Origin of the sequence: Pontibacter liquoris, assembly GCF_022758235.1 — a bacterium.
Classification (GTDB): Bacteria; Bacteroidota; Bacteroidia; order Cytophagales; family Hymenobacteraceae; genus Pontibacter; species Pontibacter liquoris.
Window position 1 is genome coordinate 2694564 of record NZ_JALEBG010000001.1, and the last position, 14198, is coordinate 2708761.

Below are 14198 nucleotides of genomic sequence, written 5' to 3' on the forward strand. Positions count from 1 at the left end.
AAACGTATAAATACGGCTGATGTGATGGTAATCCGGGTGCAAAGAAAGTATACAGAATCAGTTTAACCTACTCTACAGGCTAATCCGGCCGCAGGAAATATTGACTGAAAGCCCTAATTGCTTCACCTGCACCGGTGTTGCCCGCTAAACAGGCACACCAGGAAGGCAGCCAGGCAGCAGGATTTAAACAGATGCTGCCTGCTTTAATCGATGGCATCCGGAACCCAGTTGGTATGCACGAACACCCCTTCTTTTCCGATCAGTTCATAAGTATGGGCACCAAAATAATCCCGTTGTGCCTGAATCAGGTTCGACGGCATGGTGGCATTCCGGAAGTTATCAAAATAGCTCAGGCTGGCCGCATACGCTGGTATGGCCACGCCCGACATAGCAGCGGTAGCTACCACAGTGCGCATGCCCGGCACCGCCTGCTGCACCAGTTGTGCTACCTGCGGGTCGAGCAGCAGGTGCTGCAGGGTGGGGTTTTGCTGGTAAGCATTGTAGATATTCTCCAGAAACGCAGCCCGTATAATGCAGCCGCCGCGCCATATTTTAGCTATCTGATCCAGCTGCAGCTGGTAGTCGAATGCCACAGATGCTTTGGCCAGTAAATGCATGCCCTGCGCATAAGTGGTTACCATACTGAAATAGAACGCCTGCTCCAGCTGGGTTAACAGTTGTTGTTGCTCTACTGCGGTAAACCCGTTGGGTTGTTCGGCCCCATACACCGAAGCGGCTTCCACGCGCAGCGATTTATACTTGGACAGGTCCCGCGTTTCCACTGCGGCATCAATAGAAGGTATCGGCAACTCCAGGTCCATGGCTACCTGTGAGGTCCATTTGCCAGTGCCCTTGGACCGTGCTACATCCAGCAGCCTGTCTACCAGATATCCATCGGCTCCGGATTCTTTGTAGGAAAAGATATCGCGCGTAATTTCGAGCAGGAAAGACTGTAGCCTGCCCTCGTTCCAGGTTTTAAATACCTGGTAGATCGCTTCATTTTCCAGCCGAATCCCTTTGCGTAAGATCTCATAGGTTTCCGCGATCAGCTGCATCAGGCCATACTCGATGCCGTTGTGCACCATCTTTACAAAGTGGCCGGCAGCACCGGGCCCGATGTAAGTAACGCAAGGCTCCCCGTTCACTTTGGCGGCCACCGCTTCCAAAATCGGTTTTACAACTTTATAGGCTTCAATGTCGCCCCCCGGCATCATACTTGGCCCCCGGCGGGCGCCTTCCTCACCGCCCGAGATGCCCATCCCGAAGAAATGAAAGCCTTTGGCGGCCAGTTCCTTGTCGCGGCGGGTGGTATCGGTAAAATGCGAGTTTCCGCCATCTATCAGGATATCGCCTTTGTCCAGCAAGGGCAGGATCTCCGCGATCACGCTATCGACAATGGGCCCGGCCGGTACCAGCATCATAATGGCTCGCGGACTTTTGAGGCTGGCGACAAATTCGGGCAGCGAAGAAAAAACACTTACTGGGGCGTGCTGCCCTTCCTGCTCCAGAATGGCCACCTGAGCGGCATTTTTATCATAGCCGGCTACGGCAAAGCCATGGTCAGCCATGTTGAGCAATAAACTGCGGCCCATGGTGCCCAGGCCAATCATACCAAAAACGTTCGCGGCACTACTGTTTTGTTCGGGGTTCATTCGATATCTGTTTGCATGAAGTATAATGGAAGTATGTCGTGGCTTTTGCAGCGGCATTATCAGGAATTGCCTGCAGCCAGGGCTTTTTTACGTTGCAGGCCAATGGCCTCCAGCAAATGGTCGTAGGGCTTGTTGAACTTCTCGATCCCTTCCACTTCCAGTTGGTGGGTCACAGCGTCCAGGTCAATGCCGGCCTGCTTCAGCTGCGCCAGCACCTGCTCGGCTTTGTCCAAGTTCTGCTCCAGTGTATTGCCTAGCTTGCCATGGTCGCGGAACGCTTCCAGGGTTTCCAGCGGGATGGTGTTGATGGTGTTCGGACCGATGAGGGCTTCTACATACTTGGTATCGGAGAAAGCCGGATTTTTACTGCTGGTGCTGGCCCACAACAGGCGCTGTGGCCGGGCGCCCTTCGCTTCGAGCTTTTTAAAGCGCTCACTGCCAAAGATCTCCTTATATAACTGGTAGGCTTTTTTAGCCGAAGCAATGGCAACTTCGCCCTGCAGTTGGTCCAGGCCTTTTTCTTTTAGCTGCGGGTCGATCAGCACGTCTATGCGGCTCAGGAAAAAACTGGCGACAGAAGCAATGCCGGCAATGGGCTTGTTGGCGTTTACACGCTCCTCCAGCCCGGCAATATACGCTTCGGCCACTTCCTTGTAGCGGTCTAGGCTAAAAAGCAGGGTCACGTTGATATTGATCCCTTCGCTGATACAGGTGCGGATAGCCGGAATACCTTCCGGGGTACCGGGTATCTTGATCATGACGTTTTCACGGTCTACCGCTTTCCACAGCTGGCGCGCCTGCCGTATCGTTCCTTTGGTATCGCGGGCCAGGTGCGGCGAAACTTCCAGGCTGATGTAGCCGTCAGCGCCCCGCACTTCTTCTTCAAAAACAGGTTTAAACAGATCGGCTGCCCGTTTAATATCGCGCACAGCCAGGCTATAAAAAAGCGCTTCGTTGTTTTCCTGCTCCTGACTCAGTTCCCTGATATCGGCATCGTAATCGGAGCTGCTGCTAATAGCTTTTTCAAAAATGGCCGGGTTGGAGGTAACGCCCCGCACACCATCTTCGGTGATCAGCTTTTGCAGTTCGCCGGTATCCATGATCTTGCGGTCTATAAAGTCGAGCCAGATGCTCTGTCCATAGTCGTGTATACTTTTAACCTTGTTCTTTTCCATGTCTTAAATTGTTTAATGGTTTTGTTCCAGTTGCTGCACTTTCTGCAATCTCCGCAGATGCCGCTCTGCCCCGGTAAACGTCGCATTTAAATAGGCTACAATTAAGTCTTTGGCGGCCATGTTGCCCGTCACGCGGCCACCCAGGCACAACAAATTCATATCATCATCCTCCACGCCCTGGTGGGCCGAAAAATGATCGTTGATCAGGGCTGCGCGTACCCCGGCGATCTTGTTTGCCACAATAGCCGCGCCCACGCCGCTGCCACAAACCGCTATTCCGCGTTCCACTTCCTGGCTGGCTACGGCCCTGGCCAGGGGCACGATATAGTCGGGATAATCATCCTGGTTGTTAAGGCTGTATGCGCCAAAATCCGTTACGGTATGCCCATGCTCTTTTAAGAAAGGAAGAATGATTTCTTTCAGCGCATACCCGCCATGATCAGCTGCTATCCCTATTTTCATCTTAAAGTACTTATAATTTCTTCATCTAAGCAATCAGGCAAGTAAAGATTTAGCCTGCTTTACCACGTTGGCTACCGTAAAACCGAATTCTTCAAACAGCGCTTCAGCCGGTGCCGACTCCCCAAAAGTATGCATCCCAATGATGCGGCCTTCATCGGTTACATACTTGTGCCAGCCTAATGTGGAGCCCGCCTCAACGGCCAGCCGTTTGCGCAGCCCGGCAGGGAAAATCGTTTCCTTGTAGGCGGCATCCTGCTTTTCAAAAAGCTCCCACGAGGGCATGCTGATCACGCGGGCGGCAATACCCTCCTGCTGCAGTTTTTGCTGCGCCTGCAGCACCAAAGATACTTCAGAACCGGTGGCAATTAAAAGCAATTTAGGATCGGGTGCATCCGAGAGAATGTAGGCGCCCTGCTCCAACCCGATGGCCTTGTTATACTTTTCCTGGTCCAGCACGGGTAATTCCTGGCGGGTAAGTATAAGCGCGACAGGGCCATCGGCATGCTCCAGGGCCACGCGCCAGGCCTGTACAGTTTCGTTGGCATCCGCCGGGCGAATGACGATCAGGTTCGGGATAGCCCGCAGCGAAATAAGTTGCTCTACGGGTTGGTGGGTCGTGCCGTCTTCTCCCAGCCCAATGCTGTCGTGGGTATAAATAAAGATCGGCTTTATTTTCATGATGGCCGCCAGCCTGATGGGCGGGCGCATGTATTCGGAAAAGATGAGGAAGGTGGCGCCATAAGGGATGAGCCCTTTGGTAACCGCCATGCCGTTGAGGGCGGCTCCCATGGCATGCTCCCGGATACCGAAGTGGAAGTTACGGCCCTGGGGCGATCCGCCGGTAAAAGAGGCATAGCCTTTAAGTTCAGTTCCGGTAGAGGGTGACAGGTCGGCGGAGCCTCCCAGTAGGTTAGGAAGTTTGGCGGCCAGGGCATTGAGCACTTTACCTGACGCTTTGCGGGTAGCCACCTCTCCTTCGTCGGGCTTAAATACCGGGAGCTCGTCTTTCCAGCCTTCGGGCAGCTTGCCGCTTCGCAGCAATTCATACTCGGCAGCCAGTTCGGGATACTCTTGTTTGTAGGCTTTATAGAGGTTGTTCCACTCCTGCTCTTTTGTAGCCCCCTGCGCGCCTATGCCGCGGTAGTATGCCAGCACTTCTTCCGGCACGACAAAGGACTTATCCGGATCAAAGCCCAGGTTCTCTTTTACCAGCCGTACTTCTTCCTTGCCCAGGGGAGATCCGTGCGAGCCGGCCGTATCTACTTTGTTCGGGCTTCCGAAGGCAATGTGCGTGCGTACTTTGATCAGGGACGGGCGCTGTGTCTCTGCTTTGGCTTTGTTTACAGCTTTGGACAGAGCATCCAGGTCGTTGCCGTCCTTTACTACCTGCACGTGCCAGTTGTAGGCTTCAAAGCGTTTGGCTACATCTTCGTCAAAGGCAAGGCCTGTGCTTCCCTCGATCGAGATATGGTTGTCGTCATATAAATAGATGAGGTTGCCCAGTTGCAAATGGCCGGCCAGGGAGGCTGCCTCGGCGGTGACTCCTTCCATCATGTCGCCGTCGCTGCAGATGGCATAGATCCGGTAATTGAACAGCTCAAAGCCGGGCTTGTTGTAGCGGGCCGCCAGGTGGCGCTGGGCTATGGCAAAGCCTACGCCGTTGGCAAAGCCCTGCCCCAGCGGCCCGGTGGTGATTTCAATGCCGGGTGTGAGGCCATACTCGGGGTGGCCGGCCGTTTTGCTGTGCAGCTGCCGGAATTGCTTCAGATCCTCCAGGCTAAGATCATACCCCGTCAGGAAAAGGTAGCAGTACTGCAGCAGGCACCCATGGCCGGCAGAAAGTATAAACCTGTCGCGGTTGGCCCAGTCCGGGTTTGCGGGGTTATAGTTCATAGCTTGGGCCCAGAGCACATGCCCCATCGGTGCGGCACCCATCGGCATACCCGGGTGGCCGGAATTCGCTTTTTGCACCGCATCGGCTGCCAGCACCCGCACCGTATCGATTCCGGCCTGTTCCAGCGTTTGATCTTTTATATCCATCGTTCTAGCTTAAGGTTATACGTACGCAAGTAGGTGCCTGCGCGGTATAGGTTCCTGTTAAGTATGAACGGAGGCCGGACCGAGATGTTTAAACGGCAAAGTCATCCTGCCATAACCGGGCGCCGCCTTTAATGCCATCCACATTCGATACGATGGTTATATTGTCGTCCAGCGTAAAGCGGAGCTTATCGGCGTTCCCGCCGCTGATGTATAAATGGTCGTAGTTGAAAACGGTTTTGAGGATTTGCAGTACCTTCTGCATCCGCCGGTTCCATTTTGCTTCGCCCACTGTTTCGAGCGCTTTGTCTCCGATGTACTGGTCATAGTCTTTGTGCTTGGTAACGGGGTGATGCGCCAGCTCGAGGTGGGGCAGCAGCACGCCACGCTGCAGCAGGGCCGTGCCAAAGCCGGTACCCAGTGTAATCACCATTTCAAAGCCTTTGCCCTGCACCACGCCCAGGCCCTGCAGGTCGGCATCGTTCACCACCCTAACCTGTTTCTGCAGCACATCGGCCAGCTTTGCCTGCAGGTCGAGCCCCTGCCAGAGCGCCGTCCCCAGGTTCGGCGCCGTCATCACATGGCCCTCATGGATATAGCCCGGAAAGCCCACAGAGACCCTGTCATAGTCCGTAAAGTCCTTTACCAGTTCCTGCACGCCGGCCAGCACTTTTTCCGGGGTAGCCGGCGAGGGAGTGTCTATTTTTTTATAGCTCGTCTGCAGTTCGCCTGCCCGGTTCAGGATGGTTGCCTTGATGTGAGAGCCCCCGACATCAATCGTTAAAATGCGGTGAATGTCCTTGTTTTCTATCATAAAGCCCTTTACGCGAAAGGGCAGAAAAACGGATAAACCCTTGGGTATAAACGCCAGCTGTTTTAGAAGTATAAACGCTTTCCACCATGTTACTAATAAGGAGATAAGTATAAAATGCCATCTATATTTCCGCTTCTCCGTAATGCAAGGCAGCTTAGGATGGATTTTAGATCGGGACAAAGCAAGGCAGTTATACTTTAAGTATAAACGCTGTCGCTTTCCGGATCTGAACTTAAGGCATTATGTATACTTTGCCGCACGGGGTTAGCGAAGGAGCGGATGCGGTAGCTGCCGGAGCACAGCAGCCGGCAAGGAAAAAGGAAGTATATGCCTGAAAGCAGTTTTACCGTTTAAAGAATTAGCCACAACCATGCGCGTGGCAGCCAAAATAAAGAACATTACCTCTATGCTTGCACTACAGCAAAATGACGTTTTTGCAGAACGGTATCTTTTAAGAGAACTGGTAGATTCTCAGGGTGTTTCAGAAGTATGGGTAGCCGAAGACCTGACAGCACCGGGCGCTTTAGAGGCCATTAAGATCTTTGCTCCCCAGCACAAACTGGACAAGCTCACGCTCAAGCTGCTGAGAACGGACCTGGAGAACCTCCGCGTTCCAAGCCATCCGCATTTACTCACCTTCTACCGCTTCGAAGTATACCAGGACATTCCGTACGTGGTAATGCCCTATATGCCGGATGGTTCGCTGAGCAGACGACTGCAGCAGAAGGCGCCGTTTTCAGAACGTGAAATTGCTTTATTGCTCAAGCACATTGGCAGCGCCCTGAGTTATCTACATGCTGCCGAGCCACTGATTTTACACCAGAACATCAAACCGGACAATATCCTGATCACACCGGGCGGCGAGTACGTGCTGGCCGACTTCGGCATCAGTATTCCGACGCGTTATGCGCTGCAGCGGGCTATCGGCCAGACCAATGCGCTACCCGCCACGTATGCTCCACCCGAACAGATGGCCTTTCAGCCGGCAAGCAACAAGGCAGGCGATATCTTCTCGCTGGGCGTCGTGATCTACCAGTTGTGCACCGGCAAAATTCCCTGGATTGGCAGCGGCGTAGGCGTGCAACAAGACACTACGCTCCCCTCCCTCCCCGATATTTACCCGCAGGCACTAAGCAACCTGATCAAGGCGTGCATGGATCCGAACGTGGAGAAACGACCCACTGCCCAGGAGCTGGAAGCAGCCGGCACTTATTATCTGGTAAACGGCACCTGGAAAGTGCCAGGCAAATTTGGAAAGGGCACCAGATCGGGCTTTAAGCTATCTGTCACTTCGGTGCTGGTTGCCCTTGCCGTGCTCATTGTCGGGCTCTCGGTTGCCTACATCATTTACGAAAACAGGAAAACACCGCTGCAGGAGCAGCCGGCGCTGGCCGTGGTTACCGGCACCCCCACCGTATTAACAAAGCCCGAAACGCCACTAGAAAAGAAAGAAGCGACGCCACCTGCCCCAAAAACTGCGCAGAAGGCAAGCCCGGCTGTGCCGGTAGCAAAGCCAAAACCACAGGAGCCGGTTGAAACCAAAGCGGAGTTACCTTCGGTTGAAAAGCCAAAGGAAACGCCGGCAAAAGAAGCTGAAAAGACTACGGAAACACCTGCAAAAGAAAAGGAAACCACTGAACCGGCAACAGCCAAAGCAAAACCTGCCGCAACAAAAAAGAAAGAAAGCGCTGAAAAGAAACCCGCTACGCTGAATGAATACCTCAGCCAGTTACTGAACAGTACTATTCCGATTGAAAAACGGGAAAAATGGCGGGCAGATATTCTGGCCTACTTTACGCCGGATGCCGTGATCGATTGCGTGGTAGGCGATACGCCGCTGGGCAAGCTTACGCCCGGAGAGTTCGTGGATATTTTGTTAAGCGCAGACTCTGCCAACACCTTACAGATCGATAACATCCAGCAGGACGATAATGGCAAAGTACAGGACCTGAAAGTACACCTGGTGCAACCCGACAGCCTGGAATAAACCTACCTGCACGAAGGAGGTACTTACAGGAGCACTTCCGGGCAGCTAATCGTATACACCGCCGTTTCCTGGTAGCGCGAGGCCACCACCACTTCTGTGTCGTCAGCATTAGCTGTGAACAGTTCTTTTACTACTTCCGGGCAGTTGTTGTCTTTGGAGAGGTGGGCCAGCAGCACATGGCTCATAAAAGCAGGCTTGTACCTCATAAACAGCTCGAGTGCCTGTTGGTTAGACAGGTGCCCTTTGTCGCTGCGGATGCGCCTTTTTAAGTAAAAGGGATAATGGCCGCGTTCCAGCAGCTCGTCGTCGTAATTGGCTTCCAGGAAAGCGGCGTGGCACTGCTGAAAATAATGGATCACGTGCTCGCAGGGAGCGCCGATATCGGTAAAAACACCCACTTTACTGTCTTTATAGGCTACAATAAAGCTATGCGGATCCGAGGCATCATGCCATTTGGGAAAGGCCGTAACAGAAAGGCCGCCGATCTGCACCGGCTCATGCGCCTTAAAAGGAATAAACTCCAGTTGCATACGCTCAAAGCCAAGCCGGGCACCCTGCAGGGTAGCCGGGGTGATATAAACCGGCAGTTGGTATTTGCTTGCCAGCACGGCCATGCCCCGGATATGGTCGGAGTGCTCGTGCGAGATAAAGAGCGCTTTAACCTTGCGCATCGATAAGCCCAGGCGCTTCATGCGCAGCTCCGTTTCGCGGCAGGAGATCCCCGCATCGACCAGCACCGCTTCCCGCTCGTTTCCGATGTAGTAGCAGTTGCCGTTACTCCCAGAATTCAATGATGTAATAAACAATTGCATAGGGCAGCAAAGTAACCGGATCTTTCGCTCTTCTTCAACTGAAATATAGTCGAAGAGAAGCTTTCTTTTCCGGTAATTTAAAGATTGATAAAGTATAAGATGTTGCCTGAACAGAAGTATAAGAATCCGGTTTATGGCAGTCCTGCTGCCGGGCGATCTTTACAGCGTGCTTGCCAGCAGGCCGGCATCCCAAGTATGGCGGCGGCACCGAGCTTTGCTGGTTTCCGCCGCTCTTCTGTTCATGTAGAGAGTAACATATCCGCAATGAAAAAATTCCACATACCGGGCTTTCTCTTTTCCGGAGCCGCTGTAAACAGGCGCTTCACAGCTCTTTAAATTCAGTCGAACTTTTTAGGAGCAGCGCTTGCCTGCTTCGTATCAGGTAGTTAGCAGCAACTTTGCATTTCACAAGTATAAACAGTGTCCCCGCGTATGCCCGAAAAAAATATGGCCCGCCTCCCCCTGCAGGAAGTTGAAAAGCAGGCAGCAGCTGGCAGGTTCAGCCCCTACAGGAGCCTTGCAGATAAAATCAGCACGGAAGTGGCGGCGTAAGTACCGGAAACACGTATATTTGATTTCACATATTTAAGGAGCCAATCACCTTTGTTTAAAAAATACCGGAATGGGTAAACTAACCATCAATAGCTACGAAGAGTTTGAGAAATTCGAAGGCACCGAAATAGGCGTTTCGGAGTATCATACCATTACCCAGGAGCAGATCAACCGTTTTGCCGAAGCGACCCTCGATCACCAGTGGATTCACCTGGACCAGGAACGCGCCAAAACAGAATCGCCCTTCCACAACACCATTGCCCATGGCTACCTGACCGTTTCGTTGCTGCCTTACCTGTGGGGCCAGATCGCCACGATCGAGAACATCAAGATGCAGGTGAACTATGGCATCGATACGTTGCGCTTTAACCAGGCCGTCGTAGTGGATAGCCAGGTGCGCCTTCGAGCCAAGCTGGTTTCGCTGAAAAATCTTAGGGGCATCATCAAGGCGCAGCTGGAAGTGACCATGGAAATAAAAGACAGCAAAAAACCCGCTTTCACCGGCGCCATCACGTTCCTGTATCACTTTAACGAATAAGGTCGTCAGCGTTCGTAGCACCGCTTTATACTTTGGCAACTGCGCTGTAAGCAGGATTGGCTGCCTGGCGTATTTTAAAAGCAGCCTTGCTCCTGCCCCGGCCGTTTGCCTGCGCGCTGCTGGCGCAATTCTTGTTTTACACCTGCCGATTGCACCAAAATCCGTAACTTGCGCGTTTACAGGCATTGCAAAAAGAATTATGCCGGTGCTTTTGCAAATCATCAGGGCCAGAACAGAACATGAGGCGGACGCTGAAAAACATACTTACTTTTATCCTTACCAAACTAGTACTACCGGTGGTGCGCATGGTGCATGCCGAGCTGTCTGCTTTCTTCCGGAGCCTGCAACCTAAATTTACCCGCACTTACTGGCGCCAGAAAACAGCGCAGTGGCAGCAGAGCCGCCGCCGCGGCGATTACCGGTTTATACTTCGCCCGCTTTACAAACTCACCCTGCTGGGGCTGCTGCTACTGGTGCTGTTTTACTTTGCCGTATACATTGGCCTGCTCGGCGACATGCCCTCGCGGCACGAGCTGAAAGCCGTTCAGAACAACACCGCATCCGAAGTATACGCGGCAGGCGGAGAGCTGCTCGGCCGCTACTACATCCAGGACCGCACCAACGTACAGTATGCCGCTATTTCGCAGGCTGCTATCAAAGCCCTGGTCGCCACCGAAGATGCCCGCTTTTACAAGCACAGCGGCGTAGATTACCGCAGCCTGGCCCGCGTGCTGGTCAAATCGCTGTTGCTGCAAAACGAGAGCTCGGGCGGCGGCAGCACCCTGAGCCAGCAGCTGGCCAAAAACCTATACCCGCGCAGAAATTACTGGTTCTGGGATATGCCAGTAAACAAGCTGCGCGAGGTCATCATTGCCCAGAAGCTGGAGGCTATCTACTCGAAAGAAGAGATCCTGGAGCTGTATCTGAATACGGTGCCAATGGGCGGCAATCTTTATGGCATCGAGCGGGCCTCCCAGCGTTTCTTCAGCACCTCGGCCGGCGCGCTTAAAACAGAGCAGGCCGCCGTGCTCATCGGCATGCTCAAAGCCACCACCACCTATAACCCGCGTCTGGACCCGGAGAAGTCGCGCAAGCGGCGCAATGTGGTGCTGGCCCAGATGGCCAAGTATAACTACCTCACTGCCGCGCAGGCCGACTCGCTGCAGCAACTGCCCCTGAAGCTGAAGTATAACTATACCACCCACAACGATGGCATGGCGCCCTACTTCCGGGAGTACCTGCGGCAGGAACTGGTGCTGTGGGCCGCCAGCCGGAAAAAGAAGAATGGAGAGCCCTACAACCTCTACACCGACGGGCTGAAAATTTACACGACCATCGATGCCGGTATGCAGCGCCACGCCGAGGCAGCCGTGCAGAAACGCATGGCGCAGCTGCAGCGCGAATTTAACGCCCACTGGCAGGGCCGCGCTCCCTGGGGCCGCAACACCGCCGTGCTGCAGGAAGCCATGCGTCGCTCAGACCGCTATAAAAAGATGAAAGCAGCCGGCCGCTCAGAAACAGATATCCAGGAAGCGTTCCGGAAGCCAGTGCCCATGCAGCTCTACAACTGGGGGGGCAGCAGCAAAAAGACCATGAGCCCCATGGATTCGCTGGCCTATTATGAGCGTTTTCTAAACACCGGGCTGTTTTCGGTGGAGCCCCGTTCGGGCTATGTGCGGGCCTGGGTGGGTGGCATTAACCACCATATCTTTAAGTATGATCATGTACGGGCTAAACGGCAGGTGGGCTCCACGTTCAAGCCTATTGTGTATGCCGCTGCTTTGGAAAAAGGACTTAAGCCCTGCGATTACTTTCCGAATGAGCGTATGACCTACCCTGACTATGATAACTGGTCGCCCCGCAATGCCAACGAGCAGTATGGCGGCGAGTATAGTATGCGCGGTGCGCTGGCGCACTCGGTCAATACCATTTCGGCCCAGATTATGATGCAAACTGGCGTAGAGAATACCGTGGATATGGCGCACCGGCTGGGGGTAACTTCCACCCTGCCCGAAGTGCCTTCGCTGGCGCTAGGTACGGCTAACCTCTCGCTTCTGGAGATGGTTACCGCCTATGCCACCTTTGCTAACCGCGGCTACCACATCACGCCGGTCTACATCACCAAAATAACCGACCGCACGGGCAAGGTGCTGCGGGAGCACCGCGAAGGCGATGATGCAAAGAAAGTATTATCAGAGAAAACGGCAGCCACCATGTTATACCTGATGCAGGGCGTGGTGGAAGAAGGCAGCGCGGCCAAGCTTCGCTCCCAGTTTGGCCTGCAGATGGATATTGCCGGAAAGACGGGCACCACCCAGGATTATGCCGATGGCTGGTTTATCGGCATCACGCCCCAGCTGGTAACGGGCGTTTGGGTAGGCGGCGAGAGCCCGCAAGTACACTTCCGCACGCTGGCCTTGGGACAGGGCTCCCACATGGCCCTACCGATCTGGGGAGATTTTACCCGTCGCATTGCTCTCGACCCGGCCTACACGGGCTATTACAACAGCCATTTTGAGCCGCTGCCGCCCAACCTGCAAGCCAACCTGAGTTGCGCTTCCTTCCGGGCCGAACCACCCCGCGAGAACTTCCTGGAGCGGGTTCTGGACAAGGTAGCTGGCAAAGCCGCTGAAACCTTTGAAGGCTGGAAAGAACGCTGGAAGCAGCGCCGCCAGGAAAAGAAACAAAAACAGAAACAAAGGCACCGTGGGGAATAACCGTTGTGGTATAAAGCCACCTTTTGCTATTCCACTGCTTTGTGGTCCATGGTTTCTTCCACGGGGATGTTCTCCCGCTTCTTGCCCAGTATCAGGCGGTTTCCGGTATCATAGGTAAAGTAGCTCCACATCCAGTTCAGCAGCACCATCAGGCGGTTGCGGAACCCCACGATTGAGATCAGGTGGATAAACATCCAGATCAGCCAGGCCCGGAAGCCCTGCGTCTTATACTCTTTGTGCAGCAGCTTCAGGTCGGCCACGGCATGGTTGCGCCCCACAGTAGCCATCGTGCCCCGGTCGGTATATTCAAAAGGCGCCAGCGGCTGGCCGGCGATCAGCTTTCCGAGATTTTTGCCCAGCTGCTGCCCCTGCTGCATGGCCGGCTGGGCCAGCATCGGGTAGCCCTGCGGGTTTTCTTCCGTCACCATGGCGGCAATATCGCCTATGGCAAAAATATTCGCATAGCCCGCCACGCGGTTAAATACGTCTACCTGGTAGCGGTTGTCGCGCAGCAGGCTTTCTTTCTTCAGGCCTTTAATGGGATCTCCGGTTACGCCGGCAGCCCAGACCAGGGTGCGTGTAAAAAGCGTTTCGCCCGTGTCCAGCGTTACGGTAAAGCCGTCGTAGGATTGCACCCGGCGGTTGAGCCATACTTTCACGCCGAAGCGCTCCAGGTATTCCTGCGACTTCTTAGAGGCTTCCTCCGACATGCCCTTGAGCAGCTGCCCTCCACTCTGGATCAGGTAAATGTCCATCTCCCGGAAATCGAGTTCGCGGTAATCTTTCGGGAAAACGTGCCGCCGCAGTTCGCTCAGAGCGCCGGCCAGCTCCACACCTGTGGGGCCACCGCCTACAATCACGTAGTCCATCAGGCTGTTCACCTGTACCTCATCGTCCAGCTGCAGCGCCTTTTCAAAATTATCGAGGATGGTGTTGCGGAGCTCCATGGCATCGGTCACGCTTTTCATGGTGATAGCTTTCTGCTCCATCAGCGTATTACCGAAAAAATTGGATGTGGCGCCCGTGGCGATCACCAGGTAATCGTAGCGGATCAGCCCGATGGAGGTCTCCACCAGCTGGCGCTCGCAGTCCACGTTCTCCACCTCGGCCATCCGGAAGTAAAAATTCTCCTGTTCCTCAAAAATCTTCCGGAAAGGATGGATAATGGAAACAGCTTCCACACCGGCCGTAGCGACCTGGTAGAGCAGCGGCTGGAAAGTATGGTAGTTGTTTTTGTCGATGAGCACCACCTGCACCTCTTCGTTGCGAAGGGCTTTTACCAGCTCCAGCCCGCCGAAGCCGCCGCCTACCACCACCACGCGGGGTTTTCCTGTGTCTGCAATCCTGGCGTAATTTTCCATAAACGTGCTTCTGTTTTGTTAAACTTCTTCCTCGTGCATGTCTTTGTACGCAAACCTTCCGGTAAATGCGCGCATCGGCCCTTGTTGTTAT

The 14198-nt window shown here is 54.1% G+C and carries 11 protein-coding genes; 4 read left to right on the forward strand and 7 right to left on the reverse strand.

Translation table 11 applies throughout. From position 1 onward, the window contains the following. Nucleotides 1-203: 203 nt before the first annotated feature. The 5 genes from gnd to LWL52_RS11250 form a co-directional block, all read right to left on the reverse strand. Complete coding sequence (gene gnd / locus LWL52_RS11230; RefSeq protein WP_242919839.1) at nucleotides 204-1652, reverse strand: NADP-dependent phosphogluconate dehydrogenase; 1449 nt, start codon at nucleotides 1650-1652, stop codon at nucleotides 204-206. A gap of 59 nt (nucleotides 1653-1711) precedes the next feature. Further along, a complete protein-coding gene (gene tal / locus LWL52_RS11235; protein WP_242919841.1) occupies nucleotides 1712-2827 on the reverse strand; it encodes a transaldolase in 1116 nt (371 codons plus the stop codon). A gap of 12 nt (nucleotides 2828-2839) precedes the next feature. Beyond that, a complete protein-coding gene (locus LWL52_RS11240) occupies nucleotides 2840-3289 on the reverse strand; it encodes an RpiB/LacA/LacB family sugar-phosphate isomerase (RefSeq protein WP_242919843.1) in 450 nt (149 codons plus the stop codon). A gap of 33 nt (nucleotides 3290-3322) precedes the next feature. Continuing rightward, a complete protein-coding gene (gene tkt, locus LWL52_RS11245; RefSeq protein ID WP_242919845.1) occupies nucleotides 3323-5329 on the reverse strand; it encodes a transketolase in 2007 nt (668 codons plus the stop codon). Nucleotides 5330-5417: 88 nt separating this feature from the next. Next, complete coding sequence (locus LWL52_RS11250; protein WP_242919847.1) at nucleotides 5418-6140, reverse strand: ROK family protein; 723 nt, start codon at nucleotides 6138-6140, stop codon at nucleotides 5418-5420. A gap of 406 nt (nucleotides 6141-6546) precedes the next feature. Between LWL52_RS11250 and LWL52_RS11255 the strand changes: the two genes are divergently transcribed. Beyond that, nucleotides 6547-8127, forward strand: a complete 1581-nt coding sequence (locus LWL52_RS11255) for a serine/threonine-protein kinase (protein ID WP_242919848.1) — start codon at nucleotides 6547-6549, stop codon at nucleotides 8125-8127. A 23-nt stretch (nucleotides 8128-8150) separates the two neighbouring features. On the opposite strand, the gene LWL52_RS11260 is transcribed toward LWL52_RS11255, so the two are convergent. Next, nucleotides 8151-8939, reverse strand: a complete 789-nt coding sequence (locus LWL52_RS11260; RefSeq protein ID WP_242919850.1) for an MBL fold metallo-hydrolase — start codon at nucleotides 8937-8939, stop codon at nucleotides 8151-8153. 99 nt (nucleotides 8940-9038) lie between these two features. Here LWL52_RS11260 and LWL52_RS11265 point away from each other — a divergent pair, with 99 nt between their 5' ends. The 3 genes from LWL52_RS11265 to LWL52_RS11275 all read left to right on the forward strand — a co-directional run bounded on the left by LWL52_RS11265 (nucleotide 9039) and on the right by LWL52_RS11275 (nucleotide 12746). Next, nucleotides 9039-9275, forward strand: a complete 237-nt coding sequence (locus tag LWL52_RS11265; protein ID WP_242919852.1) for a hypothetical protein — start codon at nucleotides 9039-9041, stop codon at nucleotides 9273-9275. Between the two features lie 286 nt (nucleotides 9276-9561). After that, nucleotides 9562-10029, forward strand: a complete 468-nt coding sequence (locus LWL52_RS11270; RefSeq protein WP_242919854.1) for a MaoC family dehydratase — start codon at nucleotides 9562-9564, stop codon at nucleotides 10027-10029. Nucleotides 10030-10268: 239 nt separating this feature from the next. After that, complete coding sequence (locus LWL52_RS11275; RefSeq protein ID WP_242919856.1) at nucleotides 10269-12746, forward strand: penicillin-binding protein 1A; 2478 nt, start codon at nucleotides 10269-10271, stop codon at nucleotides 12744-12746. A 26-nt stretch (nucleotides 12747-12772) separates the two neighbouring features. On the opposite strand, the gene LWL52_RS11280 is transcribed toward LWL52_RS11275, so the two are convergent. After that, a complete protein-coding gene (locus LWL52_RS11280; protein WP_242919858.1) occupies nucleotides 12773-14107 on the reverse strand; it encodes an NAD(P)/FAD-dependent oxidoreductase in 1335 nt (444 codons plus the stop codon). Between the last annotated feature and the right edge of the window lie 91 nt (nucleotides 14108-14198).

Coding starts and splice junctions, on each gene's coding strand:
- LWL52_RS11280 (WP_242919858.1), bottom strand. CDS start 14,107: ATGGAAAATTACGCCAGGATTGCAGACACAGGAAAACCCCGCGTGGTG.
- LWL52_RS11275 (WP_242919856.1), top strand. CDS start 10,269: ATGAGGCGGACGCTGAAAAACATACTTACTTTTATCCTTACCAAACTA.
- LWL52_RS11270 (WP_242919854.1), top strand. CDS start 9,562: ATGGGTAAACTAACCATCAATAGCTACGAAGAGTTTGAGAAATTCGAA.
- tal (WP_242919841.1), bottom strand. CDS start 2,827: ATGGAAAAGAACAAGGTTAAAAGTATACACGACTATGGACAGAGCATC.
- LWL52_RS11250 (WP_242919847.1), bottom strand. CDS start 6,140: ATGATAGAAAACAAGGACATTCACCGCATTTTAACGATTGATGTCGGG.
- LWL52_RS11240 (WP_242919843.1), bottom strand. CDS start 3,289: ATGAAAATAGGGATAGCAGCTGATCATGGCGGGTATGCGCTGAAAGAA.
- LWL52_RS11260 (WP_242919850.1), bottom strand. CDS start 8,939: ATGCAATTGTTTATTACATCATTGAATTCTGGGAGTAACGGCAACTGC.
- LWL52_RS11265 (WP_242919852.1), top strand. CDS start 9,039: ATGTTGCCTGAACAGAAGTATAAGAATCCGGTTTATGGCAGTCCTGCT.
- gnd (WP_242919839.1), bottom strand. CDS start 1,652: ATGAACCCCGAACAAAACAGTAGTGCCGCGAACGTTTTTGGTATGATT.
- tkt (WP_242919845.1), bottom strand. CDS start 5,329: ATGGATATAAAAGATCAAACGCTGGAACAGGCCGGAATCGATACGGTG.
- LWL52_RS11255 (WP_242919848.1), top strand. CDS start 6,547: ATGCTTGCACTACAGCAAAATGACGTTTTTGCAGAACGGTATCTTTTA.